This is a genomic window from Mesopusillimonas faecipullorum, from assembly GCF_020539505.1.
GTDB lineage: Bacteria > Pseudomonadota > Gammaproteobacteria > Burkholderiales > Burkholderiaceae_B > Mesopusillimonas > Mesopusillimonas faecipullorum.
The window spans coordinates 301,559-325,267 of sequence record NZ_JACDXW010000002.1; the positions used below are offsets into that span (position 1 = coordinate 301,559).

Consider the following 23,709-nt stretch of genomic DNA (forward strand, 5'->3'; position numbering starts at 1 on the left):
GGGAAACACCATGACCCTGACCGAGCTGAAGTACATCGTAGCCGTGGCGCGTGAGCGGCATTTTGGCCGTGCCGCCGACGCCTGTTTCGTCAGCCAACCCACTTTGTCGGTTGCCATACGCAAGCTGGAAGACGAGCTGGGTGTCGTGCTGTTCGAGCGCGGCGGTACCGAAGTAGGGGTGACACCCATAGGCTTGAAAGTCGTGGCCCAGGCCCAGCGCGTGCTGGAAGAAGCCACCAACCTGAAAGAAATCGCCCGTCAGGGGCACGACCCCTTGGAGGGTTCGTTGCGCGTGGGCGTGATTCATACGGTAGGCCCTTATCTGTTGCCGCGCTTGGTGCCGGCACAGATTGAGGTGGTTCCGCAAATGCCTTTGGTGCTGCAAGAAAACTTCACTGTACGCTTGCTGGAGCTGCTGCGCCAAGGCGAAATTGACTGCGCCATTCTGGCCCTGCCTTTGCCCGATACCGGTTTGGCGGTGCGCCCCTTGTACGACGAGCCTTTCTTTGTGGCTTTGCCCAAAACACACCCCTGGGCCAACCGTAAAAGCATCAGCGCCTCCGAGCTCAAAGAGGAAACCATGCTGCTGCTAGGGGCGGGCCACTGCTTCCGCGATCAGGTGCTGGAGGTCTGCCCCGAGCTATCGCGTTTCTCGGCTTCCAGCGAAGGGATACAGCGCACCTTCGAAGGCTCGTCGCTGGAAACCATACGCCATATGGTGGCCGCCGGCATAGGTTTAACCGTGCTGCCCGCCAGCGCCTTGCACATGCAAGACCCCAAGAACGATTTGCTGGTTTACGTGCCTTTCAGCAAACCCGTGCCCGACCGGCGCGTGGTGCTGGTTTGGCGCAAAAGTTTTCCGCGCGTCAGCGCCATCGACGCGCTGACGCAAGCGGTACACAAGGCCGATTTGCCCGGTGTTCTTTACCTTGAAGAGCAAACGCAAAACGCCTGATTCAAGTTATGAAATAAGCTGAATACTGCGCGGTTTCCCTAGGTCGCCGTGGTATGCTAACCCTCAGGTATTAAGCAGTGATCCATTCATCTCAAAACAGGAGATCTTCATGGCTAAAGTGTCCAAAAACCTTCCTAAAAAATCGGATCAAGCAGTCCGTATCGACATCGGCATTTCCGAAAAAGACCGTGCTGCCGTTGCTCACGAGCTCTCCAAATTGCTGGCCGACTCCTATACCTTGTACCTCACCACGCATAACTTCCACTGGAACGTGACCGGCCCCTTGTTCAACACACTGCATCAAATGTTCATGACGCAGTACACCGAAGAATGGAACGCACTCGACGAAATCGCCGAACGTATCCGTGCCTTGGGCCATTACGCACCTGGTAGCTACAAGCAGTACGCCGATCTGGCCTCCATCTCTACGCCCGAGAACGTGCCCGACGCCACCGAAATGATCCACACGCTGGTGCTGGGCAACGAAGCCGTCGCCAAAACGGCTCGTGCTGCGCTCAAGCGTGGCGAAGCTGCCAACGACGCACCTACCGTCGACCTTCTCACACGTCGCCTCGACATCCACGAAAAGAACGCCTGGATGCTGCGTAGCTTGCTGGCCTGATACCCAACATGAATCAGGAACTTACGCTGGCCTTCATAGGCGGCGGCAATATGGCCAATGCTTTGGCCAGTGGCCTTATCGGTAAACGCTGTGCAGCTTCCAAAGTGCACGTGATAGACACCCAAAAGGCCACTTTGCAGTCTTGGCAAGACCAAGGCTGCACCACCCACACCCACCCCGACGAGCAGCTTTCCAGCCAGCGTGTGTGGGTGTTGGCGGTCAAGCCCCAGCACATGAAAGAGGTCGCGCAGCAATGCCGGCCTTATCTGCGCCCCGACACCTTGGTGATCAGCATCGCCGCAGGCATTACCAGCCACACGCTGGGTCAATGGCTGGGCACTGCCGAACAACCCTGGCAGCGCCTGGTGCGCTGCATGCCCAATACGCCCGCCCTTATCGGCGCGGGTGCCACGGGCTTGCTGGCGGGGCCGGCTGTCGACGAACAGGGCAAAGCTGTTACCGAAATGCTGTTCAAGGCCGTAGGCCAGTTTGTCTGGTTCGAAAACGACGACCAGCTAGACGCCGTTACCGCCTTGTCGGGTAGTGGCCCGGCCTATGTGTTTTTGTTTATCGAAGCCCTGATTCAAGGCGGTACGCAGTTGGGCCTGTCTCCCCAACAAGCGCGCACCTTGGCTTTGGCAACCTTGTCCGGCGCCACCGAACTCGCTGCCTTGTCGCCCGATACCCCCGCCACTTTACGTGAACGGGTAACGTCCAAAGGCGGCACCACTGCGGCGGCGCTACAAGTGTTCGAACAGCAAGGCTGGGTCGACACCGTGCGTACCGCCATGCAGGCTGCCTACGTGCGTGCCGGCCAACTGGCTGCAGACTCCGCGCAGCAGTAGGGCGCGTTTGCATGTCTGCGCATAAAGCGCATTTTCTTCCCATGACGCCTGTGCAGTTTGCGGCAGGCGTCATGGCCATGTGCGCCGTGGTGGTGGGCTCCAATATCTTGGTGCAGTACCCCATCAATAACTGGCTCACCTGGGGTGCCATCACGTATCCGGTCGCCTTTTTGGTGGCCGACTTACTCAATCGACGTTTCGGCCCAGGGGCTGCGCGCCGGGTCGCCGCTTTTGGTTTCGTTGCGGCAGTTGTGGTGTCAGTATGGCTGGCAACACCGCGCATCGCTTTGGCTTCGGGTTTGGCCTTTTTATGCGCGCAGCTGCTTGATATTCAGGTGTTCGACCGCTTAAGAAACCAGCAATGGTGGCGGGCACCCCTGATTGCGGGTTTGGCAGGCGCCATCTTGGACACGTTTCTATTTTTTAGCGTGGCTTTTGCCGGCACCGACATGCCTTGGTTCACCCTGGCGCTGGGCGACCTGGGAATCAAACTGCTGATGAATCTGTTTTTGTTGGCGCCCTTCAGGGCGCTGATGTGGAATCTGGCCAAGCCTGCACAAACTCAAGCTAAAGCCCCCGACGGGCGCGATTAAATTCGTGCGGCTTGGCCTTTCAAGCAGCGGGGCTTGCCGCCCCTTATTGCTTAAGCCATACCTTGCTTGGTCAAAGCGCGACGCACGCCTTCATCGCTATCCATCTGCTTGAAAAAGCGCTGCAGATTGGCCATTTCAGACACATTGATTTGCTTGACCTGAGCCCAGCGCAGCAATACATACAGATAAGGGTCGGCGATAGAGCGTGTGCCGCTTAGATAGTCGCGACCTTGCAATTGCTGATCAAGCAAACCAAACAAGAAGACGAGTTTTTCAGCGGATTTGCTGACTAATACCTGCTGAATCGCTGGGTCTTCGCTATACGCGGCGACGCCAAAAAGCATGGCGAAAGTGCGGTGCAGATCGGCATTGCAGAACGAAAGCCAGCGGCGCACTTGCGCACGCTCGGCGGGGGTTTTACCGTGCAAGCCGGCTTCGGGATGCAGGTCGGTCAGGTATTCCAGGATGGCAACGCTTTGTGTAAGCACGAGATCGCCATCGGTGAACACAGGCACCGAGCCCGCTGGGTTCAAGGCCAGAAACGCAGGCTGCTTTAGCGCCTCGCGGGCTACGTTTTCGAGTTCGTATTCCAGACCCATCCATTCAAGAACGATCTGGGTGACCATGGGGCATGCGCCTGGCAAGTTGTAGAGCTTCATGTTTACCGCACCATTTAGAAAACAGGTGTAAGGGGATTTAAGAACGCAAACCAGATTACACTACATCCAGGGTTTTTGGGGTGTTTTACAAACGGCCTCATCGTCCGTGCCCCACACCTACCCAACAAATAAAAACCGTCATGTCATTTCCTGATTTTTCGCTTCAAGGCCGCCTGGCTTTGCTGACCGGCGCTTCGCAAGGTTTAGGCTTGGCTATTGCCCGTGCCTACTGTGCGGGGGGCGCCACCGTCATCATCAACGGGCGCGACACTGCGCGTACCGAAGCGGCTGTGCATGCGTTGCAGCAAGAAGGCTTCAAGGCGCACGCATGGGTGCGTGATGTTTCGCAGCTAGACACCCTGCAACAAGATTTCGACGCCTTGTGCACGCAAGTGGGCACACCCGACATCCTGGTCAACAATGTGGGCATACGCATACGCAAGTCATTGGCGGAAAGCTCGCTTAGCGATATCACCACCATGCTGCACGTTAACCTGGCATCGGCCACTTATTTATCCAAGCTGGCCGCACAACGCATGGTGCAAAAAGGGGGCTATGGGCGCATTGTCAGTCTTACCTCTATTGCCGACCGCGTGGCGCGGCCTGGCGATGCGGTTTATCCCGTTGCCAAGCATGGCCTAAGCGGTCTGGTGCGTGCATTGGCGGTTGAATACGGTGCCTACGGCATTACCAGCAACGGCATAGCCCCAGGCACCTTTGCTACTGAAAGCAACTTAGCCTTGGCGCGCGACCCGGTAAAAGGCCCGCAGATTCTGGGGCGCAACCCTATGCAGCGCTGGGGCGAGCCCCAAGAAATCGCCGGTGCTGCGGTTTATCTTGCCAGCCCGGCTGCCAGTTACGTCAACGGCCACATACTAGTGGTTGATGGCGGCTTCTCTATTACATTCTGAAGGTAAAGTTGTTTATGTCTGCCCCCTTGCGTTTGGCGATCAATGGCTATGGTCGTATAGGCCGGTGCTTTTTGCGCGCCCTGCGCGAATCCGGCCGTATGGCCGAGTTTGAAATTGTTGCCATCAACGAACCCGCAGCTTTGCCGGCGCTGGCCCACCTGACGCGTTTCGACTCTACCCATGGGCCGTTTCCGGGTACGGTGTCTCATGACGACCACCATCTCATTGTCGACGGCAAACCCATAGCCGTTTGGCACGAACGCGAGCCCGAAGCCGTGCCTTGGCGCGAACTGGATATCGATATTTTGGTGGAATGCTCGGGGCAATACACCGGCCGCGCCGACCTTGAACGTTTTTTACACGCAGGTTGCCGACGGGTCTTGCTCTCCAACCCTGGGCGCAGCGCGGCTGACGTCGACGCGACTGTGGTCTTTGGCGTCAATCACCAAGATTTACACTCCGACGCACGTATCGTCTCGGCGGCCTCGTGTACCACCAATGCGGTCGTACCCGTGCTGGAACGCATACATCGTAGCGCCGGCATCGAACATGTGTTCTTGACTACGCTGCATTCGGTCATGAACGATCAACCTTTGCTAGACGGCTACCATAGCGCCGATCTGCGCTATACACGTTCGGCCATACAGTCCTTCGTGCCTGTGCCTACCGGCTTGGCACGCGGCGTTGAGCGTCTGCTGCCCGAGCTTCAGGGCAAGGTGTTGGCCAAGGCTATACGTGTGCCTACCCTTAACGTGTCTTCCATAGACGTCATGCTACAGACTCGCCAGCCCGTCACCCAAGAAGGTATCAATGCCATGATGGCGCAGGCCAGTGTGCAATCGCCCGAGCTATTCGGTTATACCGATTGCGCCCAGGCGTCGGCAGACTTCAACCATTGTTCGCTTTCTACCGTGTTCGACGCCAGCCAAACGCGCATTAACGGCCCGCATCTGTTGAATGTGCTGGTTTGGTTTGATAACGAATGGGGGTTTGCCAACCGCTTGGTCGATGTGGCGCGCTATTGGCGTGCTCAAGCAAGGTAATAGAGCAGGGCGGCCGTTTGCGTCACATTGCTGTTTATGAAATGATAGTCATTATCGATTGATCCGCCTCTGCGGGTCTACCTACCATCGTTTCCTAGCAAAGAGGTCGTGTCATGTCAGAAGTTCGTGTCGAAACTGACTCCATGGGCGCCATCGAGGTTCCCGCCGAACACTATTGGGGCGCGCAAACGCAGCGTTCCATACAGAATTTTCCCATCGGTACCGACCGCTTCAAATGGCAACCGCCCATGATAGAAGCCTTGGGCATACTGAAAAAAGCGGCGGCCCAGGCCAACGGGCAGTTGGGCGAATTGCCAGCTGAAGTTGCCGATCTGATCGTACAAGCCGCTGACGAAGTCATCGCCGGGCAATGGAACAACGAGTTCCCCTTGGTGGTGTTTCAAACCGGTTCGGGTACGCAGTCGAATATGAATGCTAACGAGGTCATTTCTAACCGGGCCATCGCTTTGGCTGGCGGTGAGTTGGGCAGCAAAAAACCGGTGCACCCCAACGACCACGTGAATCGGGGGCAATCTTCCAACGACACCTTTCCTACCGCCATGCACATCGCGGTGGCGCTGCAATTGCACCGCAAGTTTTTCCCGGCTTTGACGACGCTGCGCGACACCCTGGCACAAAAGGCGCAAGCCTACGAATATGTCGTAAAAACCGGTCGTACCCACTTGCAAGACGCCACGCCTATTACGCTGGGCCAAGAAATCGGTGCATGGGTGGCCCAGATAGACTTTGCCCTGGAAGCGGTGCGTGCCGCCTTGCCGGGCATCTATGATCTGGCCATAGGCGGTACGGCTGTGGGCACCGGCCTGAACGCCCATCCCCAGTTCGGCCAAACTGCCGCCCAACGCATTGCCGACCTCACAGGCTTGCCTTTCGCCTCGGCCCAAAACAAGTTTTTCTCGCTTTCCGCGCACGACGCTTTGGTGCAGTTGTCTGCCGCATTACGTCAATTAGCGGGCGGGCTCATGAAAATGGCCAACGATGTACGTTGGTTGGCCAGCGGCCCACGCTGCGGCATAGGCGAACTCATTATCCCCGACAACGAGCCGGGTTCTTCCATTATGCCGGGCAAGGTTAACCCCACCCAGTGCGAGGCCCTCACCATGGTGTGCGTACAAGTGTTCGGCAACGATGCCGCCACGGCCTTTGCCGGCACCCAGGGCAATTTCCAGCTTAACGTTTACAAGCCGGTTATGGTGCACAATGTGCTGGAAAGCATAGCCTTGCTGGCAGACGCCAGCCTGGCCTTCAACGACCAATGCGCCGTGGGCATAGAGCCCAATCTGCCGGTCATACAGCGCAATCTAGACCGCAACCTGATGCTGGTAACCGCCCTGAACCGCCATATCGGTTACGATAAAGCTGCGGCCATCGCCAAAAAGGCGCAGGCCGAGCAAAGCACCTTGCGCGAAGCCGCGTTGGCTTTGGGCTACCTTAGCAACGAGCAATACGACGCCTGGATAGACCCTCAGGCCATGACGCACAACTAAGATGATAGACCCCGCCGTTTTCGACAGCGCCTCTTTGATGCCTATGCACTGGGCCGCCATGGCCTTGGTCATGGCGGGCTTGTTCTTGCTGTTTGTCGAAGCGGCGCTACCCAGCTTTGGCGCCATTGGTGCTACGGGCGTCATTGCTTTTACGGTGGGCGGCATTCTGCTCATGAAGGCCGACATCCCTGGTTTGGTCATCAATCCTTCCTATTTGGCGCTGGCTTCACTGACCGGCGTCATCATCGTTGTCGCACTGGTCATTTTGGCGATACGTTCGCAACGCAAGCGCGTCGTCAGCGGCAAAGAGGGCCTCAAGGGTCAACGTGGTGAAGTCATCTCCGTCGAACCCGGCGCCATTTACGCCCGTGTGCAGGGTGAAATGTGGCTGGTCTCCAGCAAGCACCCCCTTAAGCCCGGCGATTCAGTACGGGTCAGCAGCATAGAAGGCCTTACCTTGCACGTTGAACGCCTGACGTCATCCATCGGCGCCTGACAGCGGCGCCAGTTACGGCATTCCTTCCCAGTTTCACCTCTCAGGAGCCAGACCCAGCATGTTTTACTTCGATTTCGAATTCGGCTTCATCATCCTGGTAGCGGTTATTCTCATCTTGATCTTCAAGATCTTCAAGGTTTTACGCGAGTACGAGCGCGCCGTCATTTTTACCTTGGGCCGTTTTACCAGCGTCAAAGGGCCGGGCCTGGTCATAGTGATTCCCGGCCTGCAACAGATCGTCAGGGTAGATCTGCGTGTGGTCACCATGGACGTTCCCAGCCAAGACGTCATTTCACGCGATAACGTCTCGGTCAAAGTCAGTGCGGTCTTGTATTTCCGTGTGGTTTCGCCTGAAAAAGCCATTATTCAGGTCGAGCGCTACCTGGACGCCACCAGCCAATTGGCTCAGACCACCTTGCGTGCCGTACTGGGCAAGCACGACCTGGACGACATGCTTTCCGAGCGAGAAAAGCTGAATCACGACATTCAAGCCATACTGGATACCCAAACCGAAGCCTGGGGCATCAAGGTCACCAACGTTGAAATCAAGCACATAGACTTGAACGAAACCATGGTTCGCGCCATTGCCCAGCAAGCCGAAGCCGAACGCGAACGGCGCGCCAAGGTCATTCATGCCGATGGTGAACGCCAGGCCGCCCATGCATTGGCCGAAGCCGCCGAGAAGCTCTCGGCACAGCCTTCGGCCATGCAACTGCGTTACCTGCAAACTCTAACGCAAGTGTCCAGCGATAAAACCTCTACCATTGTTTTCCCGGTACCTATCGATTTGTTGTCTGCCTTTGTCGAAAAACGCCAGGGCGAACAAATGGTCGAGCAACTGCAGCAGGCTTGGCACACTTTAAGCGACAACGGCAGCAAGTCGGATGAGCCTTCTGCGCCCACCGACGAACGAGGCTGAAAGTATGGCAGGGCGCACGCACACACTGAACCGCCTGATATTGACAACGTTTCTTGCAGTGATGGCGCCCTTGGTCGGCCACGCTCAAACAGCGGCGCCGGCCCAAGCCGCCACGGCAGCGGCCAACACTCAAGTGTTGGCCCAAGATCTTGAACACCCGTGGGCAATGGCCTTTTTACCGGATGGCAGCGTATTGATTACCGAGCGCCCGGGGCGTTTGCGTCATTGGTCTGCCGACTCAGGTCTATCCAAGCCCATACGCGGCCTGCCCGAGCTGTTTGCACAAGGGCAGGGCGGTTTGCTCGATATCGTGGCGCACCCTGATTTTGCGCAGAATCGCCTTGTTTATTTCAGTTATTCACGAGGCGAAGCACGCAATCCCACTCAGGCACCGGCGGGTACTGAAATTGCCTTGGCACGTTTGTCTGAAGACAATCAGCGTCTGGAAGACGTGCAAACCATCTTCCAGCAAATACCCAAGCTTTCCAGCGGCGCCCACTTTGGTTCACGCCTGGTGTTCGACGATGAGGGCCTGCTGTTCGTGACGCTAGGCGAAAACAACCAGCGTCCCACCGCTCAAGATTTACAGGGTTTACAGGGCAAAGTCGTGCGTTTGAAGCCCGACGGCAGCCCCGCGCCCGGCAATCCCTTTCAGGATCAGGCCGGCGCACGAGCCGAAATCTGGTCGTATGGGCATCGCAACCCGCAAGGTATGGCCATAAACCCCTGGACCCAACAAGTCTGGACTCACGAGCACGGCCCACGGGGCGGCGACGAAATCAACGTCCTGCAAGCCGGCGCCAACTATGGTTGGCCTTTGGCTACCTACGGGCTGAATTATTCGGGTTTGGCCATACCTGAAGCCCAAGGCCAGCAGGTGCCCGATACCGAGGCTCCGCTTTATTATTGGCCGGTATCCCCAGCCATCAGCGGTATGGATTTCTATAATCACCCGCGCTTTGCTCAGTGGCAGTCTTCGCTGTTTATTGGCGCCCTTAAAGAAAAAGCCTTGCTGCGCCTGCAGCTGGATAAAGACGGCCAAAACATCGTTGCGGAAGAGCGCCTGCTGCAAGACCTTGATGCGCGCATACGCGACGTGCGCGTGGGGCCTGATGGCTATGTCTATGTGCTAACCGACGCCCGCAATGGCCAATTGATTAAAGTCAGCCCAGGCCCATAAAGAAAAGGCCCGCCTGCAAAATTGCTAGGCGGGCCTGGCACAAGCTATGCCACCCAAGGCTTATTTGACCAGCGTTACCGGAACGTGAGTCAGGCTAAGTACCTTGGTTGCAATAGAGCCCAGCAAAAGATTGGAAAAACCGCCCATGCCGCGCGTGCCCATGACGATGTGCTCGCAGTCGGCTTCTTTTGCGTAGTCGACAATGGTGTCGGCAATCGAGCCGACCCGCCACTGAAACTGTACGTCGATGCCGCTGCCTGCCAGTTGCTCGCGCACAGGCTCAAGCACCTTCAAGGCTTCTTCTTCGTAGTACTGATTCAGTGTGTCGGCTGAAATGAAACGCTTGACGTTGCCCGAGGCAATAGGCTGCTGCACGGTTAACACATGCAGCTGCACACCGGCCATGCCTTTGGCCCAAACAAGACTGGTGGCCAGGGCGTTGGCCGACGAGGCAGAGCCGTCTATGGGAACGAGAATACGGTTCATGTGGTTCTTTTAGCTAGAGACCTTGAGCACGCCCTTCATGATGGCCCAGTGGCCGGGGAAGGAGCAAAAGTAGGCGTAGTCTTCGCCGTCGGCCAGTTTGCTGACGTCGAACGTGACGCTAGAGGTTTCACCACCACCTATCATGTCGGTATGAGCCACTACGCGTTCGTCGTTGGCTTTAAGGTAACCGTTGGCGGGGCCGGCTGCCATGCCTTCTTTGGCTACGGCGTCAGTGTCGGAAGCTTTGGTAAGCACCCAGTTATGGCCCATTTGCGCCACCTTGAGTTTGCCGGTGTGCTTGAGGTTGACGGTGAATTCTTTGCAGCTTTTATCGACAACGATCTCTTTCAGGTTGAACTGCATGGCGTCGTTGCCTTCGATGGTAACGTCACATTCAGCGGCCATGACAGGAAGGGCAGCGGTGCAAAGCAGGGCGGTTGCAGCAAACTTGGCAAACATATGTGAATCTCCTGAGAATAAAAAGACATCGGCGGCGCGTGGCCGCAATCGATATATTCATTCTACCCCTTTGGACGCAGCCATGTAGGCCAAGTCATGGCATTAATCAATGTAAAAACGCCCCGACATCGCGAAGCAGGCTTCACTATGCGGGGCGTGAGCAGGCTTAAACAAGGCTGTGCTTAACGACACAGCCTTGTGCCGGACACGAACTAACGCTTGGGCGTGTAGGCTGCGTTTTCGTCGATCAGTTTCCAATCGCCGTCTTCGATGCTGATCATGACGCGCGAGCGGTGGTCGTCAAGACCGAAGTGGTTTTCGGGGGTCATGTTGAAGACGCCGTGCGTAACGGCCACACCTTGCGAGGCCTCGAGGGCGTCACGCAGGCCTTTACGGAACTCTGGCGTGCCGGGCTGGCCGGCTTTAAGCGCCTCGGGCACGGCACTTTCTACGAGAATGACGGCGTCGTACAGGTGAGCACCAAAGGGCGAGAGCGAACCAGGGCCGTATTTGTCCTCGTACAACTTGATGTACTCAAGTGCAGGAGCCTTGGAAGGGTGGGTTTCAGGCAACTGGTTAGCCACCATAACAGGGCCTACTGGCATGACCGTGCCTTCAACTGCCTTACCGCCTACACGGATGAATTCTTTAGTGGCGGTACCGTGGGTTTGGTAAATGCGCCCCTTGTAACCGCGGTCTTGCAGGGTAACCTGAGGCAACACCGAGGGTGTGCCCGAAGCGGCAACCAAGATGGCGTCGGGGTTGGCGCTGACCAGCTTGATGGCCTGAGCGGTAACGCTGGTGTCGTTGCGGTTGAAGCGCTCGATGTTCTTGAATTCGATACCGGCTTTTTCGGCGGCTTTGCGCATGGCATTGACCCAGCTTTCGCCATAGGCGTCGGCGTAACCAATAAGGCCCAAAGACTTAACGTTATTGGCCTTCATGTGGTTGATCAGGCCTTCTGCCATGACGTCGTAGTGCTGGGGAGAACGGAACACCCAGACGTTTTTCTCGCCCTGCAACTCGACTGGCGCCAGCGTAATTTGCGGGGTTTGAGACTCGTTGGCGATTTCTGCAATGGCAGCGCCGGTAGGCGTGGCCGACGAGCCGATCAGGATATCGACCTTGCTTTCATCAACCATTTTGCGAGCATTGCGGCCGGCGGCAGTGGAATCGGTAGCGTCGTCTAGGATGATGTAGTTGACCTTTTGCCCGGCGATTTCTGTGGGCAGCAAAGGAATGGTATTGCGCTGGGGAATGCCCAGGGCGGCTGCGGGGCCGGTGGCCGAGAGCGAGATGCCGACGTTGATGTCTGCCAAAGCAGCGCCAGAGAACAGGCCGCCCATTGCGCCTGCTATTACCGATACCAACAATTTCGTTTTGATGTTCATGTTGCCTCCAGGGCGGGTTATAGGAATGTTTTAGATGACGAATGATATTGCTTTATGGCCGCGCCGTGAATGGGCTTGACGGCAAATAATGTCAAAAAATAGGGGCTTCTGATTGCTTGGGCAACTGTTTGCCACAACAAAGGCGAAGCAGGATGTCATATTACGCATGTACGTTTGTTACGCACAGTCATGTTTACCCTAGTTCACCTATCTAAGTATTAGTTGACATAATATACATTATGCGTGTTTTATGACTAAAGAATAAGGACGCCTTCAGACGTCCATTTCTGTTTCGCAGCCTGCGCTGTCTACAAGGCCCGCAGCTTTCTCAGGCTAACAAGGTTTTATGCCGAGCCTGCAGCGCTTGATTTGCCGGCAAGTCCGCTTGATTCAAACCGACGGCAAAGGAATCACCTTGTCTTTATCATGTGGCGGCAACTGAAAACGGCCCGCCTGCCAGTCGGCCTTGGCTTGTTCTATGCGCTCTTTGCTGGAAGACACGAAATTCCACCAGATATGCCTGGGCCCCACGGGTTCGCCACCCAACAACATCATCTGGGTGTTTTCAACAACGCGTATGGCGCCTGTGGCTTGCGGGGCAAACACCAACATTTGCCCTGGCTGATAGGTTTGGCCCTGGTATTCCACCCGCCCCGAAGCCACGTAAGCGGCCCGTTCAGGGTGTGTATCGGGCAGCGGCACCTGGGCGCCGGCTCCCGCCTGCACATGCAAGTAGAACAAGGGCGAATACACCGGAGACGGACTGCTTTGGCCGTAGGCGCTGCCCGCGATCAACCTGCCTTGCCACCCTGCTTCGTCGATGATGGGCAAGGCGTCGGGTGGGTAATGATTGAACGTAGGCGCGGCTTCTTCGTGGGATTCAGGTAAGGCCACCCAGGCCTGAATGCCATCGATGACACCGCCTTTGGGGCGCATGCCGTCAAATCGCTCGGAATGGCTGATGCCGGAACCCGCCATCATCCAGTTCAAAGCGCCTGGCCGTATGATTTGCTCGACCCCCAGGCTGTCGCGGTGGGTCATTTCGCCCTGGAATAAATAAGTGACGGTAGCCAAGCCTATGTGCGGATGCGGGAGCACATCGAATTGTTCGGGCACCGGAGCATGTAGATCGTGTGGGCCCATGCGATCAAAAAACACGAATGGGCCTACCATGCGGCGCTGACGAAACGGCAACACCCTGCCCACCTCGAAGCCGCCACCCAAATCGTGGGAGCGCGTTTCAATGACGATATCCAGCATGAAGGGCTTCCTTTTGTCAGTTTGAAGCGATTTCAGGGCTGCACTTCTTGGTGCAGCCCAGTTATAGTTGCTATCCAGACGCATGACTGATGCCGGCATGAAAGGCTAAAGCCTGCGCGTTTACCTTAGCGCCCGGAGGCCATTATGCTTGCTGTACGTTACTCGAAGATTTTGTTGCTGGCGGCCATCGCCTTGTTTGCCAGCCTGGTTGCTTTCGGCAACATCACCGATTACGGCTCTAACTTTGCATTCGTGCAGCACGTATTTCTGATGGATACGATCTTTCCGGATGCAAGCATTAAGTACCGCTCCATTGAGTCTCCTTTTATTCACCATGCGGGCTACATATTTATTATTGCGCTGGAAGCCCTGACCGCCATTTTATGCTGGATAGGCGCCGCGCGCCTGCTGTGCCGTGTCAAAACCAGCAGTGGTCGTGATTTCAACCGTGCCAAAACTATGGGTATTGCCGGGCTGACGCTAGGCTTTTTGGTATGGCAGGTGGGCTTCATGTCCGTCGGTGGCGAATGGTTCGGCATGTGGATGTCCAAGGAATGGAATGGCGTGCCTGATGCTTTTCGCTTTTTTATTACCATTGGCGTGGTCTTGCTTTACCTGACGCAGCGCGACGAAGACCTTCAGGACTAAGCGCCCTGCTCTATCCGTTTGCCCCCTGCTCAAGCATCCAGCAAGCTGGAGAAGGCTTGAGCTGCCGGCGATAAAGGCCGCTTGGCGCGGCGTAAGCGATATAGCGGGCGGCTCAGCTGTAGCGGCATTTGCACCTGCGCAAGCCGTTTCAAGGCGATAAGGTCTTGCACCATGCAGGCAGGCAAAAGGGCCAGGCCCAGCCCTTGGGCCACCGCCCTGGCTATCCCTTCATTGCTACCGATTTCCAAGGTTCGGCTTGGCGTAACACCGCAAGCACGCAGCAGGCGCTGCGCCACTTCGCCGGTGCCCGAACCCGCCTCGCGCACCAACCAGGGCTCTGCGCCCAATTGTTGCAGCGTAGGCCGCCCCGCCTGCGCCAATGCCGGCCAGCCCGCTGCGCTGACCACCGCCAGCGCCTCTTCTTGCCAAACGGTTGCCACGATACCGGCTTCGTCGACGACACCCTCAACCAAAGCCAGATCCATGTGGCAATCGAGCAGGCCTTCGCTGATGAACTGGGTGTTACCCACCACCACTTTGAGCTCGATATCGGGATGTTGATCGCGGTAAACCGCCAGCAAAGGTGGCAGCCAGTAGCCGGCTACCGTGGTGCTGGCGCCTATGACCAGCGTGCCTTGCCTGAGCCCCGTGCGGGCATGCACGTCTTCAAGTGCCGCATGCTCGAGTGCGAAGATTTCTTTCAGGTGCTCGAACATGGCTTGCCCGGCTTCGGTGAGGTGGATGCCGGCGCGCGAAGTGCCACGTCCGGCTCTGTCTACCAAAGCCAGGCCCAATTGCAGTTCTAGTTCTTTAACGCCTTTGGAAACCGCAGACTGGCTGACGCACAGCAATTCCGCCGCTCGTGAGAAACCGCCTTGACTGGCAACGGCGTGAAACATGCGGGCCAGATGAAGATTCAGTGACATGGCAGCACACCCAAGGTATGAGCTTAATTCATTAATTGTTGAAAAATAGATATTTTACTTATATAACGAAAAATAATATGCTAAGAGCGTCTGATTTGTAAAGATGCACCGCTGTCATGTCCGCTCCTTCCCTTGCCGATACCTCTGCCCAACCCCTACGCCACAGTGTAGGCTGGGTTTACGGCGTTTTATTATGCGTTTTGCTGGCCTGGCTGGCAGGCATACTGGCACAGCAAAGCGCCATGCAAAAAGCGGGTATCTCGGTATTACCGCTTGCCATTGTGCTGGGCATGATCATCGGCAATCTGGCACCTGCGCCCTTGCGCTTGGTCGACGCCGGTATTCAGTTTGCCAAAGGGCGCTGCCTGCGTCTGGGCATTATTTTGTTCGGCTTTCACCTGACGTGGTTCGAACTGCTTGCGGTGGGTGTCGGCGGCTTGGCGCTGGCAGTCACCATGCTGTCTATGGCTTTTCTGGTCACCGTCTATGTGGGCACGCGTTATCTGGGTATGGAACGCGACACCTGTATTCTGATCGGAGCAGGCAGTGCCATTTGCGGTGCAGCAGCTGTGTTGGCGACAGAACCGGTGGTAAAGGGGCGCAGCGATCAGGTCGCGGTCGCGGTGGCTACGGTGGTGTTGTTCGGCACCCTGGCCATGTTTGTCTACCCTGCCCTTTACCCTTATCTGGGCCTCTCTGAAGTGGCCTATGGCCGCTATGCCGGGGCCACCATACACGAGGTAGCGCAAGTGGTGGTAGCAGGGGCTGCCGTGGGCCAGGCCGCTTTGCATGCCGCAGTCATCGAAAAAATGCTGCGAGTGCTGTTGTTGGCCCCCTTCTTGCTTTTGCTTTCGGCCTATCTGCTGCGTCGTCCTGACAGCGCGGCGGCTTCGCAAGACGCCAAGCGTTTGGTCATCCCTTGGTTTGCCCTGGGCTTCGTAGCCATGGCCGGGGTCAACTCCCTGGCTTGGCTACCCGAGCCGGCGGTAGCCGGCATTCTCAAGCTTGACGCTTTTTTGCTGGCCATGGCCATGACAGCGCTGGGCCTTAGCACGCGCCTACGCGACGTGCTGCGTGCCGGTTGGCGCCCCTTGTTGCTGGCCGCTATGACCGCCTTGATGTTGCTGGGTGTGGGCTATGTGCTGACGCGATGGTGGGTGGCCTGATAGGCGCGCAGACGCAGGGCATTACTCAGTACGAATACGCTGGATAAGGCCATGGCGCCAGCCGCAAAAATGGGCGAAAGCAACACGCCGTTAAAGGGGTACAACACCCCTGCCGCTACGGGAATCAGGGCCGTGTTGTAGGCAAAAGCCCAGAACAGGTTCTGGCGAATATTACGCAAGGTCGCACGCGACACCCCTATGGCATCGGGCACACCCAGCAAATCGCCGGACATCAACACGACGTCGGCAGCTTCCATGGCCACATCGGTACCCGTACCGATGGCAATGCCCACGTCGGCTTCGGCCAAGGCCGGTGCATCGTTGATACCGTCACCCACATAGGCAATCAGCCCGTGGGTGTCACGCAATTTACGTACCGCTTCGACTTTGCCGTCGGGCAGCACTTCAGCCACCACTTCGTCTATGCCCAGTTTGCGCGCAATCGCTTCGCCGGTACGACGGTTGTCCCCCGTGATCATGACCACTTTGAAGCCCTGTTGGTGCAGGCTGTCTATGGCTTGACGCGTAGTCGGCTTAAGCGGGTCGGCCACCGCGATCATGGCTGCCAGTCGGCCATCCAGGGCGGCAAACAAAGGGGTTTTGCCCTCGTCGCCCAGTCGTGCCACTTCCGCCTCGAACACCGAGACATCCAAACCCAGCTTACGCATATAGCGGTCGGCGCCAACCTTGACGTCCACGCCGTCTACCTGGCCGGTTACGCCAAAACCCGTGACTGACTGAAAGGCTTGGGCGGGCGTCGCCTCGCGACCGTTCGCCTCTTGTGAGGCCCGCACGATAGCCTGGGCAATAGGATGCTCGGAATGCGCCTCGACCCCGGCGACAGCCGCCAATACCTGGAAACGCTCGAACCCTGCCGCCAGGATCAGATCGGTCAGTTCAGGCCGGCCTTTGGTGAGCGTGCCGGTTTTATCCACCGCCACGACGCGGGCATCGGCCAAGCGCTGCAGGCTTTCACCCTTACGGAAAAAAATGCCCATCTGCGCCGCGCGGCCTGTGCCCACCATGATGGAGGTGGGCGTGGCCAAGCCCATGGCGCATGGGCAGGCAATAATCAACACCGCCACGGCATTCACCAAGGCGAATGTCAGTGCAGGCTCGGGGCCCCATAACAACCAGACCCCGCAAGTGATCACAGCAGCCAGCATGACGGCGGGCACGAACCATAAGGTGATCTTATCCACCAGTGCTTGTATGGGCAGCTTGGAGGTCTGGGCGCGCTCGACCATTTGAATGATCTGCGCCAACACGGTTTCTTCACCCACGCTTTGGGCCTGCATCATCAGCGCACCCGTTTGATTCAAGGTGCCGCCCACCAGTTCGGCACCCTCTTGCTTTTGCACGGGCACAGGCTCGCCGCTGATCATGGATTCATCCACGAAGCTGTCGCCACTGATCACCAAGCCATCTACGGGTATGCTTTCGCCCGGACGCACCTGCAAGATGTCGCCGGTTTTGACCTCTTCGATAGGAATATCGCTGATGGCCCCATCACGCTGCACATGGGCGGTACGGGGCTGCAGCGTGATCAGACGGCGGATGGCGTCTGAGGTACGGCCTCTGGCCCGGGACTCCAGAAAGCGCCCCAGCAGGATCAGCGTGCAGATGACAGCCGCCGCTTCGTAATACACATGCACCGTGCCCGGCGGCAACCATGTCGGCGCAAAAGTGGCTACCAGCGAGTACAGATAGGCTGCGCCCGCGCCAACTGCCACCAAAGAATTCATATCCGGCGCCCCGCGCAACAAGGCTGGAATACCCAAAGTAAAAAAGCGCCGCCCCGGGCCCACCAGTACCAGCGTGGTCAAGACAAACTGAATCAGCCAGCTGGTTTGCATGCCGATATTGGCCATCACCCAATGGTGCATGGCCGGAATCATATGGCTGCCCATTTCGAGTATGAATACCGGCAAGGCCAGTATCAGTGAAATGATCAGCGACTGTTGCAACTGGGCCTGCTCGGCTTGTTGCTGCTTGGCCAAGCGGTCTTGCGCCTCGCGCTCGTCCAGTATGGCTTCGTAACCGACCTTCTTGACAGCTGCCAAGGCCGCAGCGGCGTCTGCGGTTCCTTCGAAACGCACATCGACTTTGCCCGTGGCAAGATTGACGTTGGCCTGGGCAACCCCCGGCAACCCGACCAAGGCCCGCTCTACTCTACCCACGCACGAGGCACAACTCATGCCCGATACCAGCAGGCTGACGTGCGATGCTTCGCTCTGTGAATTGGGGCTAAGGGTAGAATGCATGAAAATCTCCTGCCGTATACACGGCAACCAACAAGCGCTAATAAGATATCTTAAAGCTTCCCGACATGGCAAAGACGAACTCCACCCCTGGCATCATCGGTAGCAACTACCTTTTACCCCACGTAGACCGGGGCAACATCGCCCAGTGGCCAAGCTCGACAGAGCTTTTCTACAAGAACAAGCGTGATTACGAAGAACAGCTGGCCGCCTATGGCGAACGTCTAAGCAATCGCCAGGAAATGCTGTTTGCCGGCAGCCAACAGGCATTGCTACTGGTGTTTCAGGCCATGGATGCCGCGGGCAAGGATAGCACCATCAAAGCCACGTTAACGGGCATCAACCCGCAAGGTTGCGACGTGACCTCATTTCGAGCGCCCAGTGAGCGCGACCTGAGCCACGATTTCCTCTGGAAAGCGCAGCGGCACCTGCCCAGCCGCGGCATGATGGCCGTCTTTAATCGCTCTTACTACGAAGACGTGCTGGTGGTGCGCGTACACCCCGAGTTCTTGGAAGGCGCGGGCATGGGGCACCGCATGAACGATCTGAGCGCGCTGTGGCGCGAGCGTTATGCTTCTATTGTCGATTTCGAAGGCCACTTAACACGCAACAACACGCGCGTGGTGAAGTTCTTCCTGAATGTGTCGCCCGAAGAGCAGCGCAAACGCCTGATCGCCCGCCTGGACGACCCCACCAAACACTGGAAATTCGACCCTTCAGATGTGGCCGAGCGCGGGCACTGGGACGACTACATGCAGGCCTACCAAGATTGTCTGGGCGCCACGCACACCGAAAACTCGCCGTGGTACGTGATTCCCGCTGATGACAAAGAAAACATGCGCCTTATCGTCGCCCAGATTCTGCAGGAAACCCTGGACAGCATGAGCCTAAACTACCCCAAGCCGGCCCTGGATTTCGAAGTGCAGTCTCAGGTTTGGCGCAAGGCGCTGGGAGACAAGCCCAAGGACAAGGAAAAAGGCAAGAACGGCAAAAACGGCAAGAATACCGACTGAGCCGCGCCGTGCCTGCGTTTTAAAGGATGTCGTTCACCACGTCTATCGGACGGCACAGCCGCGTGCCTTTAGGTGTGGTGACAAAAGGCCGATTCAGCAAAATGGGGTGGGCCGCTATGGCTTGCAGCAACTGCTCATCGCTTAGCGTCTCGTCGCCAAGCTTAAGCTCGGTGTAGATCGCCTCTTTTGCACGCATGGCCTCACGTACTGTCAGGCCGGCCGAGCCTATCAGGCTTTCAAGCGCTTGCTCGTTCAGCGGTGTTTTCAGATATTCGACAATATTCGGTTCGACACCGCTGTCGCGAATCATCTGCAAGGTGTTACGCGAAGTGCTGCAGCGGGGGTTGTGATAAATCGTGATCATGGCAAGGCCCGTTTGAACAAACTGCTCCGCATTCTACGGTAAAGATGCGGGGTTTGCCCTGCCCTAGCCGCGCTGCTACAGTACAGTCTTGGTAAGCCTGCCTTTCGGCCAACTCTTTACAAGGGCTGTGTTCCAGATGTCCGACTTCCATTCTTTGCAGGCACGCGCCATTACCGGCGAATCTGTAGATTTCTCTTCTTTCCGCAATCAGGTCGCGTTGGTCGTCAATGTGGCCTCTAAATGCGGCTTCACTTCCCAGTACGAAGGCCTGGAAGCGCTCTACCAAGAGTACAAAGACCAAGGTTTTGTCATATTGGGTTTTCCTTGCAACCAGTTTGGTCACCAAGAACCCGGCAATGCCGTAGAGATCCTGGCCTTTTGCGCTACCACATACAAGGTGAGCTTCCCCTTGTTCGAAAAAATCGACGTTAACGGCCCCAAGACCCATCCCGTCTATGCCTGGCTCAAAGAACAAAAGCCCGGCATTCTAGACACCGAAGCCATCAAGTGGAATTTCACCAAGTTTCTGATAGGCCGTGATGGCCAGGTGATAGACCGCTTTGCCCCTACCACTACGCCCGACGCCCTGCGCAAGCCCATTCTGGCCGCTTTGCAAGCGAGCGCCTGACGCTTACTTTTGCCAACCGACACCATGATAGATCTTTACTATTGGACGACACCCAACGGCCATAAGGTTACGATGTTTCTTGAGGAAACCGGCTTGCCCTACAAGCTGATCCCCGTCAATATCGCCAAAGGCCAGCAGTTCGAACCCGATTTTCTCAAGATTGCGCCTAATAACCGGATTCCGGCCATGGTCGACCACCAAGCCGCCGAAGGCGAAGGCCCGTTGGCCCTGTTTGAGTCGGGCGCCATTCTTTTGTATTTAGCCGAAAAAACCGGCCAGTTTTTACCGCAGGGCCTTCGTGAACGCCACGAAACTCTGCAATGGCTGTTCTGGCAAATGGGTGGGCTTGGGCCCATGGCGGGCCAAAATCATCATTTTGCTACCTATGCCACCGAAAAACTGCCCTACGCCATCCAACGCTATGTGGGGGAAACCGGTCGTTTATACGGCGTGCTGAACAAGCAGCTAGCCGATCGTGAGTTCGTGGCTGGCGAGCACTACTCCATTGCCGACATGGCTTCCTACCCTTGGATAGTGCCGCACGAGCGCCAGCAGCAGAATCTAGACGACTTCCCCCATTTGAAGCGCTGGTTTCAAGCCATAGCCCAGCGCCCGGCCACCCAACGCGCCTATGCGCGCGCCCAAGAAATCAATACGCAACCCACTGTGCATGACGAAGAAGCCCGCAAGATACTGTTCGGGCAAAATGCCGCGACCGTACGCTAAAGCACCAAAGCACCATGACACTCTCATTTCATTACGCTTTACGTCCGCTAGGCGGGCTTATGCTTGCTACGCTGCTGGCTGCGTGCGCCAGCGGGCCTAAAGATCATGTTTCCCTGATCCCCGCCGGACAAATTGCCCAAGAAAGCAGTAAAGACGGTGTTTTCACACAACCCCGAAAATGGGAGCGCAAGGCGCCGGGCTGCGAAGGGCAATGCCCCACCATCACGCTGGATTCCTTGGTGTTTCCGGGCAACCCCAAGTTGACCCAGTGGGTAGACGAGGGTCTGGCGCAGATGACGACGCTTTGGCAAGACCCGCCGCCCGATTACACCAACCTTGCGGGGTTCGAGGCTTATTTCTGGCGTACGGCTGCGCCTAAAGATTCTGCCGTGCTGGCTGCCAAGGCGCGCTATCGCAGCCAAGGCCTGACGGTTATCGAGCTGAACACCTGGCAATACATTACCGGAGCCGCCCACGGTATTCCGGCCACACGCTTCATCAATTGGGATAATCGCACTGATCAACTGATTACCCTGAAAGACATCTTGCTGCCGGGTCAAGCCGGCGCTTATGAAGCAGCCCTAAGGCAGGCGCACGCGGCGTGGCAAAGCCAGCAGCCAGACGCCCAACTGGATATGCAACAGTTCAAACGCCTGTGGCCGTTTCAGCTGACCGACAATTTTGCGCTCACCGACACCGGCCTGGTTGTTAAATACGATGCTTATGCCATTGCGCCCTATTCTTCGGGCCAGCCCGAGCTGCTGATTCCCTACAGCGCCTTGCAAGGCGTGCTTAAGCCCGAATACCTGCCCCAGTAGTATTGTGGGGCATGCTTCGCGGCAAGCGCTGAAGACGGCGACGCTCTACCAGGTGTCGCCGTCTTCGCGTTCGAAGCGTTGAAGGTCAAAGTAAGAGGAATTGCCTTGAGGCGGCTCGCCTTCGGTTTGGGCTGGCTTGGACTCGGCGGGGTTGGGCTGCGCCGGCACAGGGGCTGCCACGGCCTGGGCAGGCGTGGTTGCAGGAAGCGCTGATTCGCCTTCGACTTGCCTGCGCAAGGCCGCACGTTTGTCTAATTCTCGTTTGGTAAGGTCTTGCAGCTTGGCAGCCAAAGCATCGTGCTTGCGCACCTTGGCCCAATCCACCGCCGAACGGCTTTCCAGATTGCGCGCAGTAATGTCGGCACCCGCCGCCAACAGTACGCGGATGGCTTCTTCACTGCCCCCGTAAGCCGCCATCATGAGGGGTGTCGTGCCGTCGGGCCCGGGCGCATTGACGATGGCCTGATGTTTAAGCAACATTCTCATCGTGTCAATTTGCCCGGTAGAAGCCGCGTAATGCAAAGGCGTCCAACCCAGACGATTCACTTGCGCACCCTTGGCAATCAGCTGCGCAGCCCGCTGCGTTTGGCCTACCACCGCCACATACATCAGTGGGGTTTCGTCTATTTTATTGGTCACATTGACATCGATTTTGCGATGGGCCAGCAACAGATCAAAACTTTTCCAGGAGTCTTCCCGTACGGCTTGCATGATGGCCGGCATGCCTTCGGCCGTGACGGCATTAGGGTCTACGCCGCGCCGCAGGCCTTCCCGCACGTCAGAGGCGTGGTCATTCGTCAAGGCAATCCACCAATCTTTTGGGGCAGAGGCTGCACCCATCAAACTAAGACTGAGGCCTAGCAGCAAAAGCCAGGTCGCGAAGCGGCGAAAACCTATAGAATTTTGCATATTTTCAATATAATCAAATGGTTATATACCAAACCTATAATTCACTCTAAATAATCTACATTAAGTTTAAAAAAAATTATTCAATTTAAATCATGAGCTTAATGAATAATATCAATGTAAATTATAAGAAGTGTTTCACTGGCCTTAAGGCTTGGCTTTGGCGAATAGTTTAAAGAAATTCGCGCGAGTGGCCGCCGCAATTTCCTCTACCTTAAGCCCTTTCAAGTCGGCAATATGTTGAGCCGTATAAGACACCAACGAGGGGTCGTTCAATTTACCGCGAAAAGGTACGGGCGCCAGAAAAGGGGCGTCCGTTTCTATCAGCAGGCGCTCCAAGGGCATGCGCTGCGCGACGTCGTGCACCACCTTGGCGCTTTTGAAGGTCACGATGCCAGACAATGAAATATAAAAATTCATGTCCATGGCAGCTTGGGCGACGTCCCAATCCTCGGTAAAACAGTGCATCACCCCGCCACACTCGTCAGCGCCCTCTTCGCGCATGATGCGCAGCGTGTCTTCGCTGGCCGCACGGGTATGAATAATCAAGGGTAGCCCGGCTTGGCGAGCCGCACGAATGTGCACGCGAAAACGTTCGCGCTGCCACTCCAAGGGTTCTGTCAAACGGTAGTAATCCAGGCCGGTTTCACCTATGGCAATCACTTTGGGGTGCTGCGCACGCGACACCAAGTCTTCTACCGTAGGTTCTTGTACGTCTTCGTAATCGGGGTGCACCCCCACGGAAGCAAACAAATGTTCCTGAGTCTCGACCAGTTGCAGCAAAGCCGGCCAGGCAGGCAGATTGACGCTGACTACCAGCGCATGGGTGACGCGTTGGCTTTCCATGCGCGCCAGCACCTCGGGTAGTTGGCTGGACAAATCGGCAAAGTCGAGATGGCAATGAGAGTCTATAAACATGGGTGTTT

The 23,709-nt window shown here is 56.9% G+C and carries 26 protein-coding genes; 16 read left to right on the plus strand and 10 right to left on the minus strand.

Annotated features, from left to right (window positions below):
- The first annotated feature begins 10 nt into the window (after positions 1 to 10).
- The 4 genes from H0484_RS04780 (at position 11) to H0484_RS04795 (ending at position 3,015) form a co-directional block, all read left to right on the plus strand.
- Positions 11 to 955, plus strand: a complete 945-nt coding sequence (locus tag H0484_RS04780; protein ID WP_226953307.1) for a LysR substrate-binding domain-containing protein — start codon at positions 11 to 13, stop codon at positions 953 to 955.
- Positions 956 to 1,064: 109 nt separating this feature from the next.
- Positions 1,065 to 1,577, plus strand: coding sequence for a Dps family protein (locus tag H0484_RS04785; protein WP_226953308.1), 513 nt, complete (start codon positions 1,065 to 1,067; stop codon positions 1,575 to 1,577).
- An 8-nt stretch (positions 1,578 to 1,585) separates the two neighbouring features.
- Entirely contained in the window at positions 1,586 to 2,422 is an 837-nt protein-coding gene (gene proC, locus H0484_RS04790) for a pyrroline-5-carboxylate reductase (RefSeq protein ID WP_226953309.1), read from the plus strand.
- Positions 2,423 to 2,433: 11 nt separating this feature from the next.
- Entirely contained in the window at positions 2,434 to 3,015 is a 582-nt protein-coding gene (locus H0484_RS04795) for a VUT family protein (RefSeq protein WP_390624811.1), read from the plus strand.
- Positions 3,016 to 3,065: 50 nt separating this feature from the next.
- Here the strand turns inward: H0484_RS04795 and H0484_RS04800 are convergent, their stop codons facing one another.
- On the minus strand, positions 3,066 to 3,674 hold the full coding sequence (locus tag H0484_RS04800) for a glutathione S-transferase family protein (protein ID WP_226953310.1): 609 nt from the start codon (positions 3,672 to 3,674) through the stop codon (positions 3,066 to 3,068).
- 140 nt (positions 3,675 to 3,814) lie between these two features.
- On the opposite strand from H0484_RS04800, the gene H0484_RS04805 reads away from it, so the two are divergent.
- The 6 genes from H0484_RS04805 to H0484_RS04830 all read left to right on the plus strand — a co-directional run bounded on the left by H0484_RS04805 (position 3,815) and on the right by H0484_RS04830 (position 9,731).
- Positions 3,815 to 4,585: an SDR family oxidoreductase gene (locus tag H0484_RS04805; protein ID WP_226953311.1), complete on the plus strand. Its 771-nt coding sequence runs from the start codon at positions 3,815 to 3,817 to the stop codon at positions 4,583 to 4,585.
- Positions 4,586 to 4,599: 14 nt separating this feature from the next.
- Complete coding sequence (locus tag H0484_RS04810; RefSeq protein WP_226953312.1) at positions 4,600 to 5,628, plus strand: type I glyceraldehyde-3-phosphate dehydrogenase; 1,029 nt, start codon at positions 4,600 to 4,602, stop codon at positions 5,626 to 5,628.
- A gap of 113 nt (positions 5,629 to 5,741) precedes the next feature.
- Positions 5,742 to 7,136, plus strand: a complete 1,395-nt coding sequence (gene fumC / locus H0484_RS04815) for a class II fumarate hydratase (protein ID WP_226953313.1) — start codon at positions 5,742 to 5,744, stop codon at positions 7,134 to 7,136.
- 1 nt (position 7,137) lies between these two features.
- On the plus strand, positions 7,138 to 7,632 hold the full coding sequence (locus H0484_RS04820; protein WP_226953314.1) for an NfeD family protein: 495 nt from the start codon (positions 7,138 to 7,140) through the stop codon (positions 7,630 to 7,632).
- A gap of 58 nt (positions 7,633 to 7,690) precedes the next feature.
- The gene (locus H0484_RS04825) at positions 7,691 to 8,551 is read left to right on the plus strand and encodes a slipin family protein (protein ID WP_226953315.1); all 861 of its coding nucleotides are present in this window, start codon (positions 7,691 to 7,693) and stop codon (positions 8,549 to 8,551) included.
- A 4-nt stretch (positions 8,552 to 8,555) separates the two neighbouring features.
- Positions 8,556 to 9,731 carry a PQQ-dependent sugar dehydrogenase gene (locus tag H0484_RS04830; protein ID WP_226953316.1) on the plus strand — a complete coding sequence of 392 codons (1,176 nt, stop codon included), beginning with the start codon at positions 8,556 to 8,558 and terminating at the stop codon, positions 9,729 to 9,731.
- A gap of 60 nt (positions 9,732 to 9,791) precedes the next feature.
- On the opposite strand, the gene H0484_RS04835 is transcribed toward H0484_RS04830, so the two are convergent.
- From H0484_RS04835 to H0484_RS04850, 4 genes are all read right to left on the minus strand, one after another.
- Complete coding sequence (locus H0484_RS04835) at positions 9,792 to 10,217, minus strand: universal stress protein (RefSeq protein WP_226953317.1); 426 nt, start codon at positions 10,215 to 10,217, stop codon at positions 9,792 to 9,794.
- Positions 10,218 to 10,226: 9 nt separating this feature from the next.
- A complete protein-coding gene (gene azu, locus H0484_RS04840) occupies positions 10,227 to 10,676 on the minus strand; it encodes an azurin (RefSeq protein WP_226953318.1) in 450 nt (149 codons plus the stop codon).
- Between the two features lie 212 nt (positions 10,677 to 10,888).
- Entirely contained in the window at positions 10,889 to 12,067 is a 1,179-nt protein-coding gene (locus H0484_RS04845) for an ABC transporter substrate-binding protein (RefSeq protein WP_226953319.1), read from the minus strand.
- A gap of 390 nt (positions 12,068 to 12,457) precedes the next feature.
- Positions 12,458 to 13,327: a pirin family protein gene (locus tag H0484_RS04850; RefSeq protein ID WP_226953320.1), complete on the minus strand. Its 870-nt coding sequence runs from the start codon at positions 13,325 to 13,327 to the stop codon at positions 12,458 to 12,460.
- Positions 13,328 to 13,471: 144 nt separating this feature from the next.
- On the opposite strand from H0484_RS04850, the gene H0484_RS04855 reads away from it, so the two are divergent.
- Positions 13,472 to 13,975, plus strand: a complete 504-nt coding sequence (locus tag H0484_RS04855; RefSeq protein WP_226953321.1) for a DUF2165 family protein — start codon at positions 13,472 to 13,474, stop codon at positions 13,973 to 13,975.
- Between the two features lie 29 nt (positions 13,976 to 14,004).
- Here the strand turns inward: H0484_RS04855 and H0484_RS04860 are convergent, their stop codons facing one another.
- Positions 14,005 to 14,901, minus strand: coding sequence for a LysR substrate-binding domain-containing protein (locus H0484_RS04860; RefSeq protein WP_226953322.1), 897 nt, complete (start codon positions 14,899 to 14,901; stop codon positions 14,005 to 14,007).
- Positions 14,902 to 15,017: 116 nt separating this feature from the next.
- Between H0484_RS04860 and H0484_RS04865 the strand changes: the two genes are divergently transcribed.
- A complete protein-coding gene (locus tag H0484_RS04865; RefSeq protein WP_226953323.1) occupies positions 15,018 to 16,067 on the plus strand; it encodes a YeiH family protein in 1,050 nt (349 codons plus the stop codon).
- Here H0484_RS04865 and H0484_RS04870 read toward each other — a convergent pair.
- Entirely contained in the window at positions 16,037 to 18,331 is a 2,295-nt protein-coding gene (locus H0484_RS04870; RefSeq protein WP_226953324.1) for a heavy metal translocating P-type ATPase, read from the minus strand. The two genes, H0484_RS04865 and H0484_RS04870, sit on opposite strands and share 31 nt — an antisense overlap.
- Before the next feature lie 65 nt (positions 18,332 to 18,396).
- On the opposite strand from H0484_RS04870, the gene H0484_RS04875 reads away from it, so the two are divergent.
- Positions 18,397 to 19,341: a PPK2 family polyphosphate kinase gene (locus tag H0484_RS04875; protein ID WP_226953325.1), complete on the plus strand. Its 945-nt coding sequence runs from the start codon at positions 18,397 to 18,399 to the stop codon at positions 19,339 to 19,341.
- A gap of 19 nt (positions 19,342 to 19,360) precedes the next feature.
- Here H0484_RS04875 and arsC read toward each other — a convergent pair whose 3' ends face one another.
- Complete coding sequence (arsC, locus tag H0484_RS04880; RefSeq protein ID WP_226953326.1) at positions 19,361 to 19,705, minus strand: arsenate reductase (glutaredoxin); 345 nt, start codon at positions 19,703 to 19,705, stop codon at positions 19,361 to 19,363.
- A gap of 136 nt (positions 19,706 to 19,841) precedes the next feature.
- Between arsC and H0484_RS04885 the strand changes: the two genes are divergently transcribed.
- From H0484_RS04885 to H0484_RS04895, 3 genes are read left to right on the plus strand one after another with little or no spacing between them, the layout of a single operon-like run.
- Positions 19,842 to 20,333 (plus strand): glutathione peroxidase, encoded by a 492-nt coding sequence (locus H0484_RS04885; protein WP_226953713.1) that lies wholly within the window; start codon positions 19,842 to 19,844, stop codon positions 20,331 to 20,333.
- Between the two features lie 24 nt (positions 20,334 to 20,357).
- Positions 20,358 to 21,059 carry a glutathione binding-like protein gene (locus H0484_RS04890; protein WP_226953327.1) on the plus strand — a complete coding sequence of 234 codons (702 nt, stop codon included), beginning with the start codon at positions 20,358 to 20,360 and terminating at the stop codon, positions 21,057 to 21,059.
- Between the two features lie 14 nt (positions 21,060 to 21,073).
- Entirely contained in the window at positions 21,074 to 21,877 is an 804-nt protein-coding gene (locus tag H0484_RS04895) for an RsiV family protein (protein WP_226953328.1), read from the plus strand.
- Between the two features lie 45 nt (positions 21,878 to 21,922).
- Here the strand turns inward: H0484_RS04895 and H0484_RS04900 are convergent, their stop codons facing one another.
- Positions 21,923 to 22,786, minus strand: a complete 864-nt coding sequence (locus tag H0484_RS04900; protein ID WP_226953329.1) for an ankyrin repeat domain-containing protein — start codon at positions 22,784 to 22,786, stop codon at positions 21,923 to 21,925.
- Between the two features lie 144 nt (positions 22,787 to 22,930).
- Positions 22,931 to 23,701, minus strand: coding sequence for a TatD family hydrolase (locus H0484_RS04905; protein ID WP_226953330.1), 771 nt, complete (start codon positions 23,699 to 23,701; stop codon positions 22,931 to 22,933).
- Between the last annotated feature and the right edge of the window lie 8 nt (positions 23,702 to 23,709).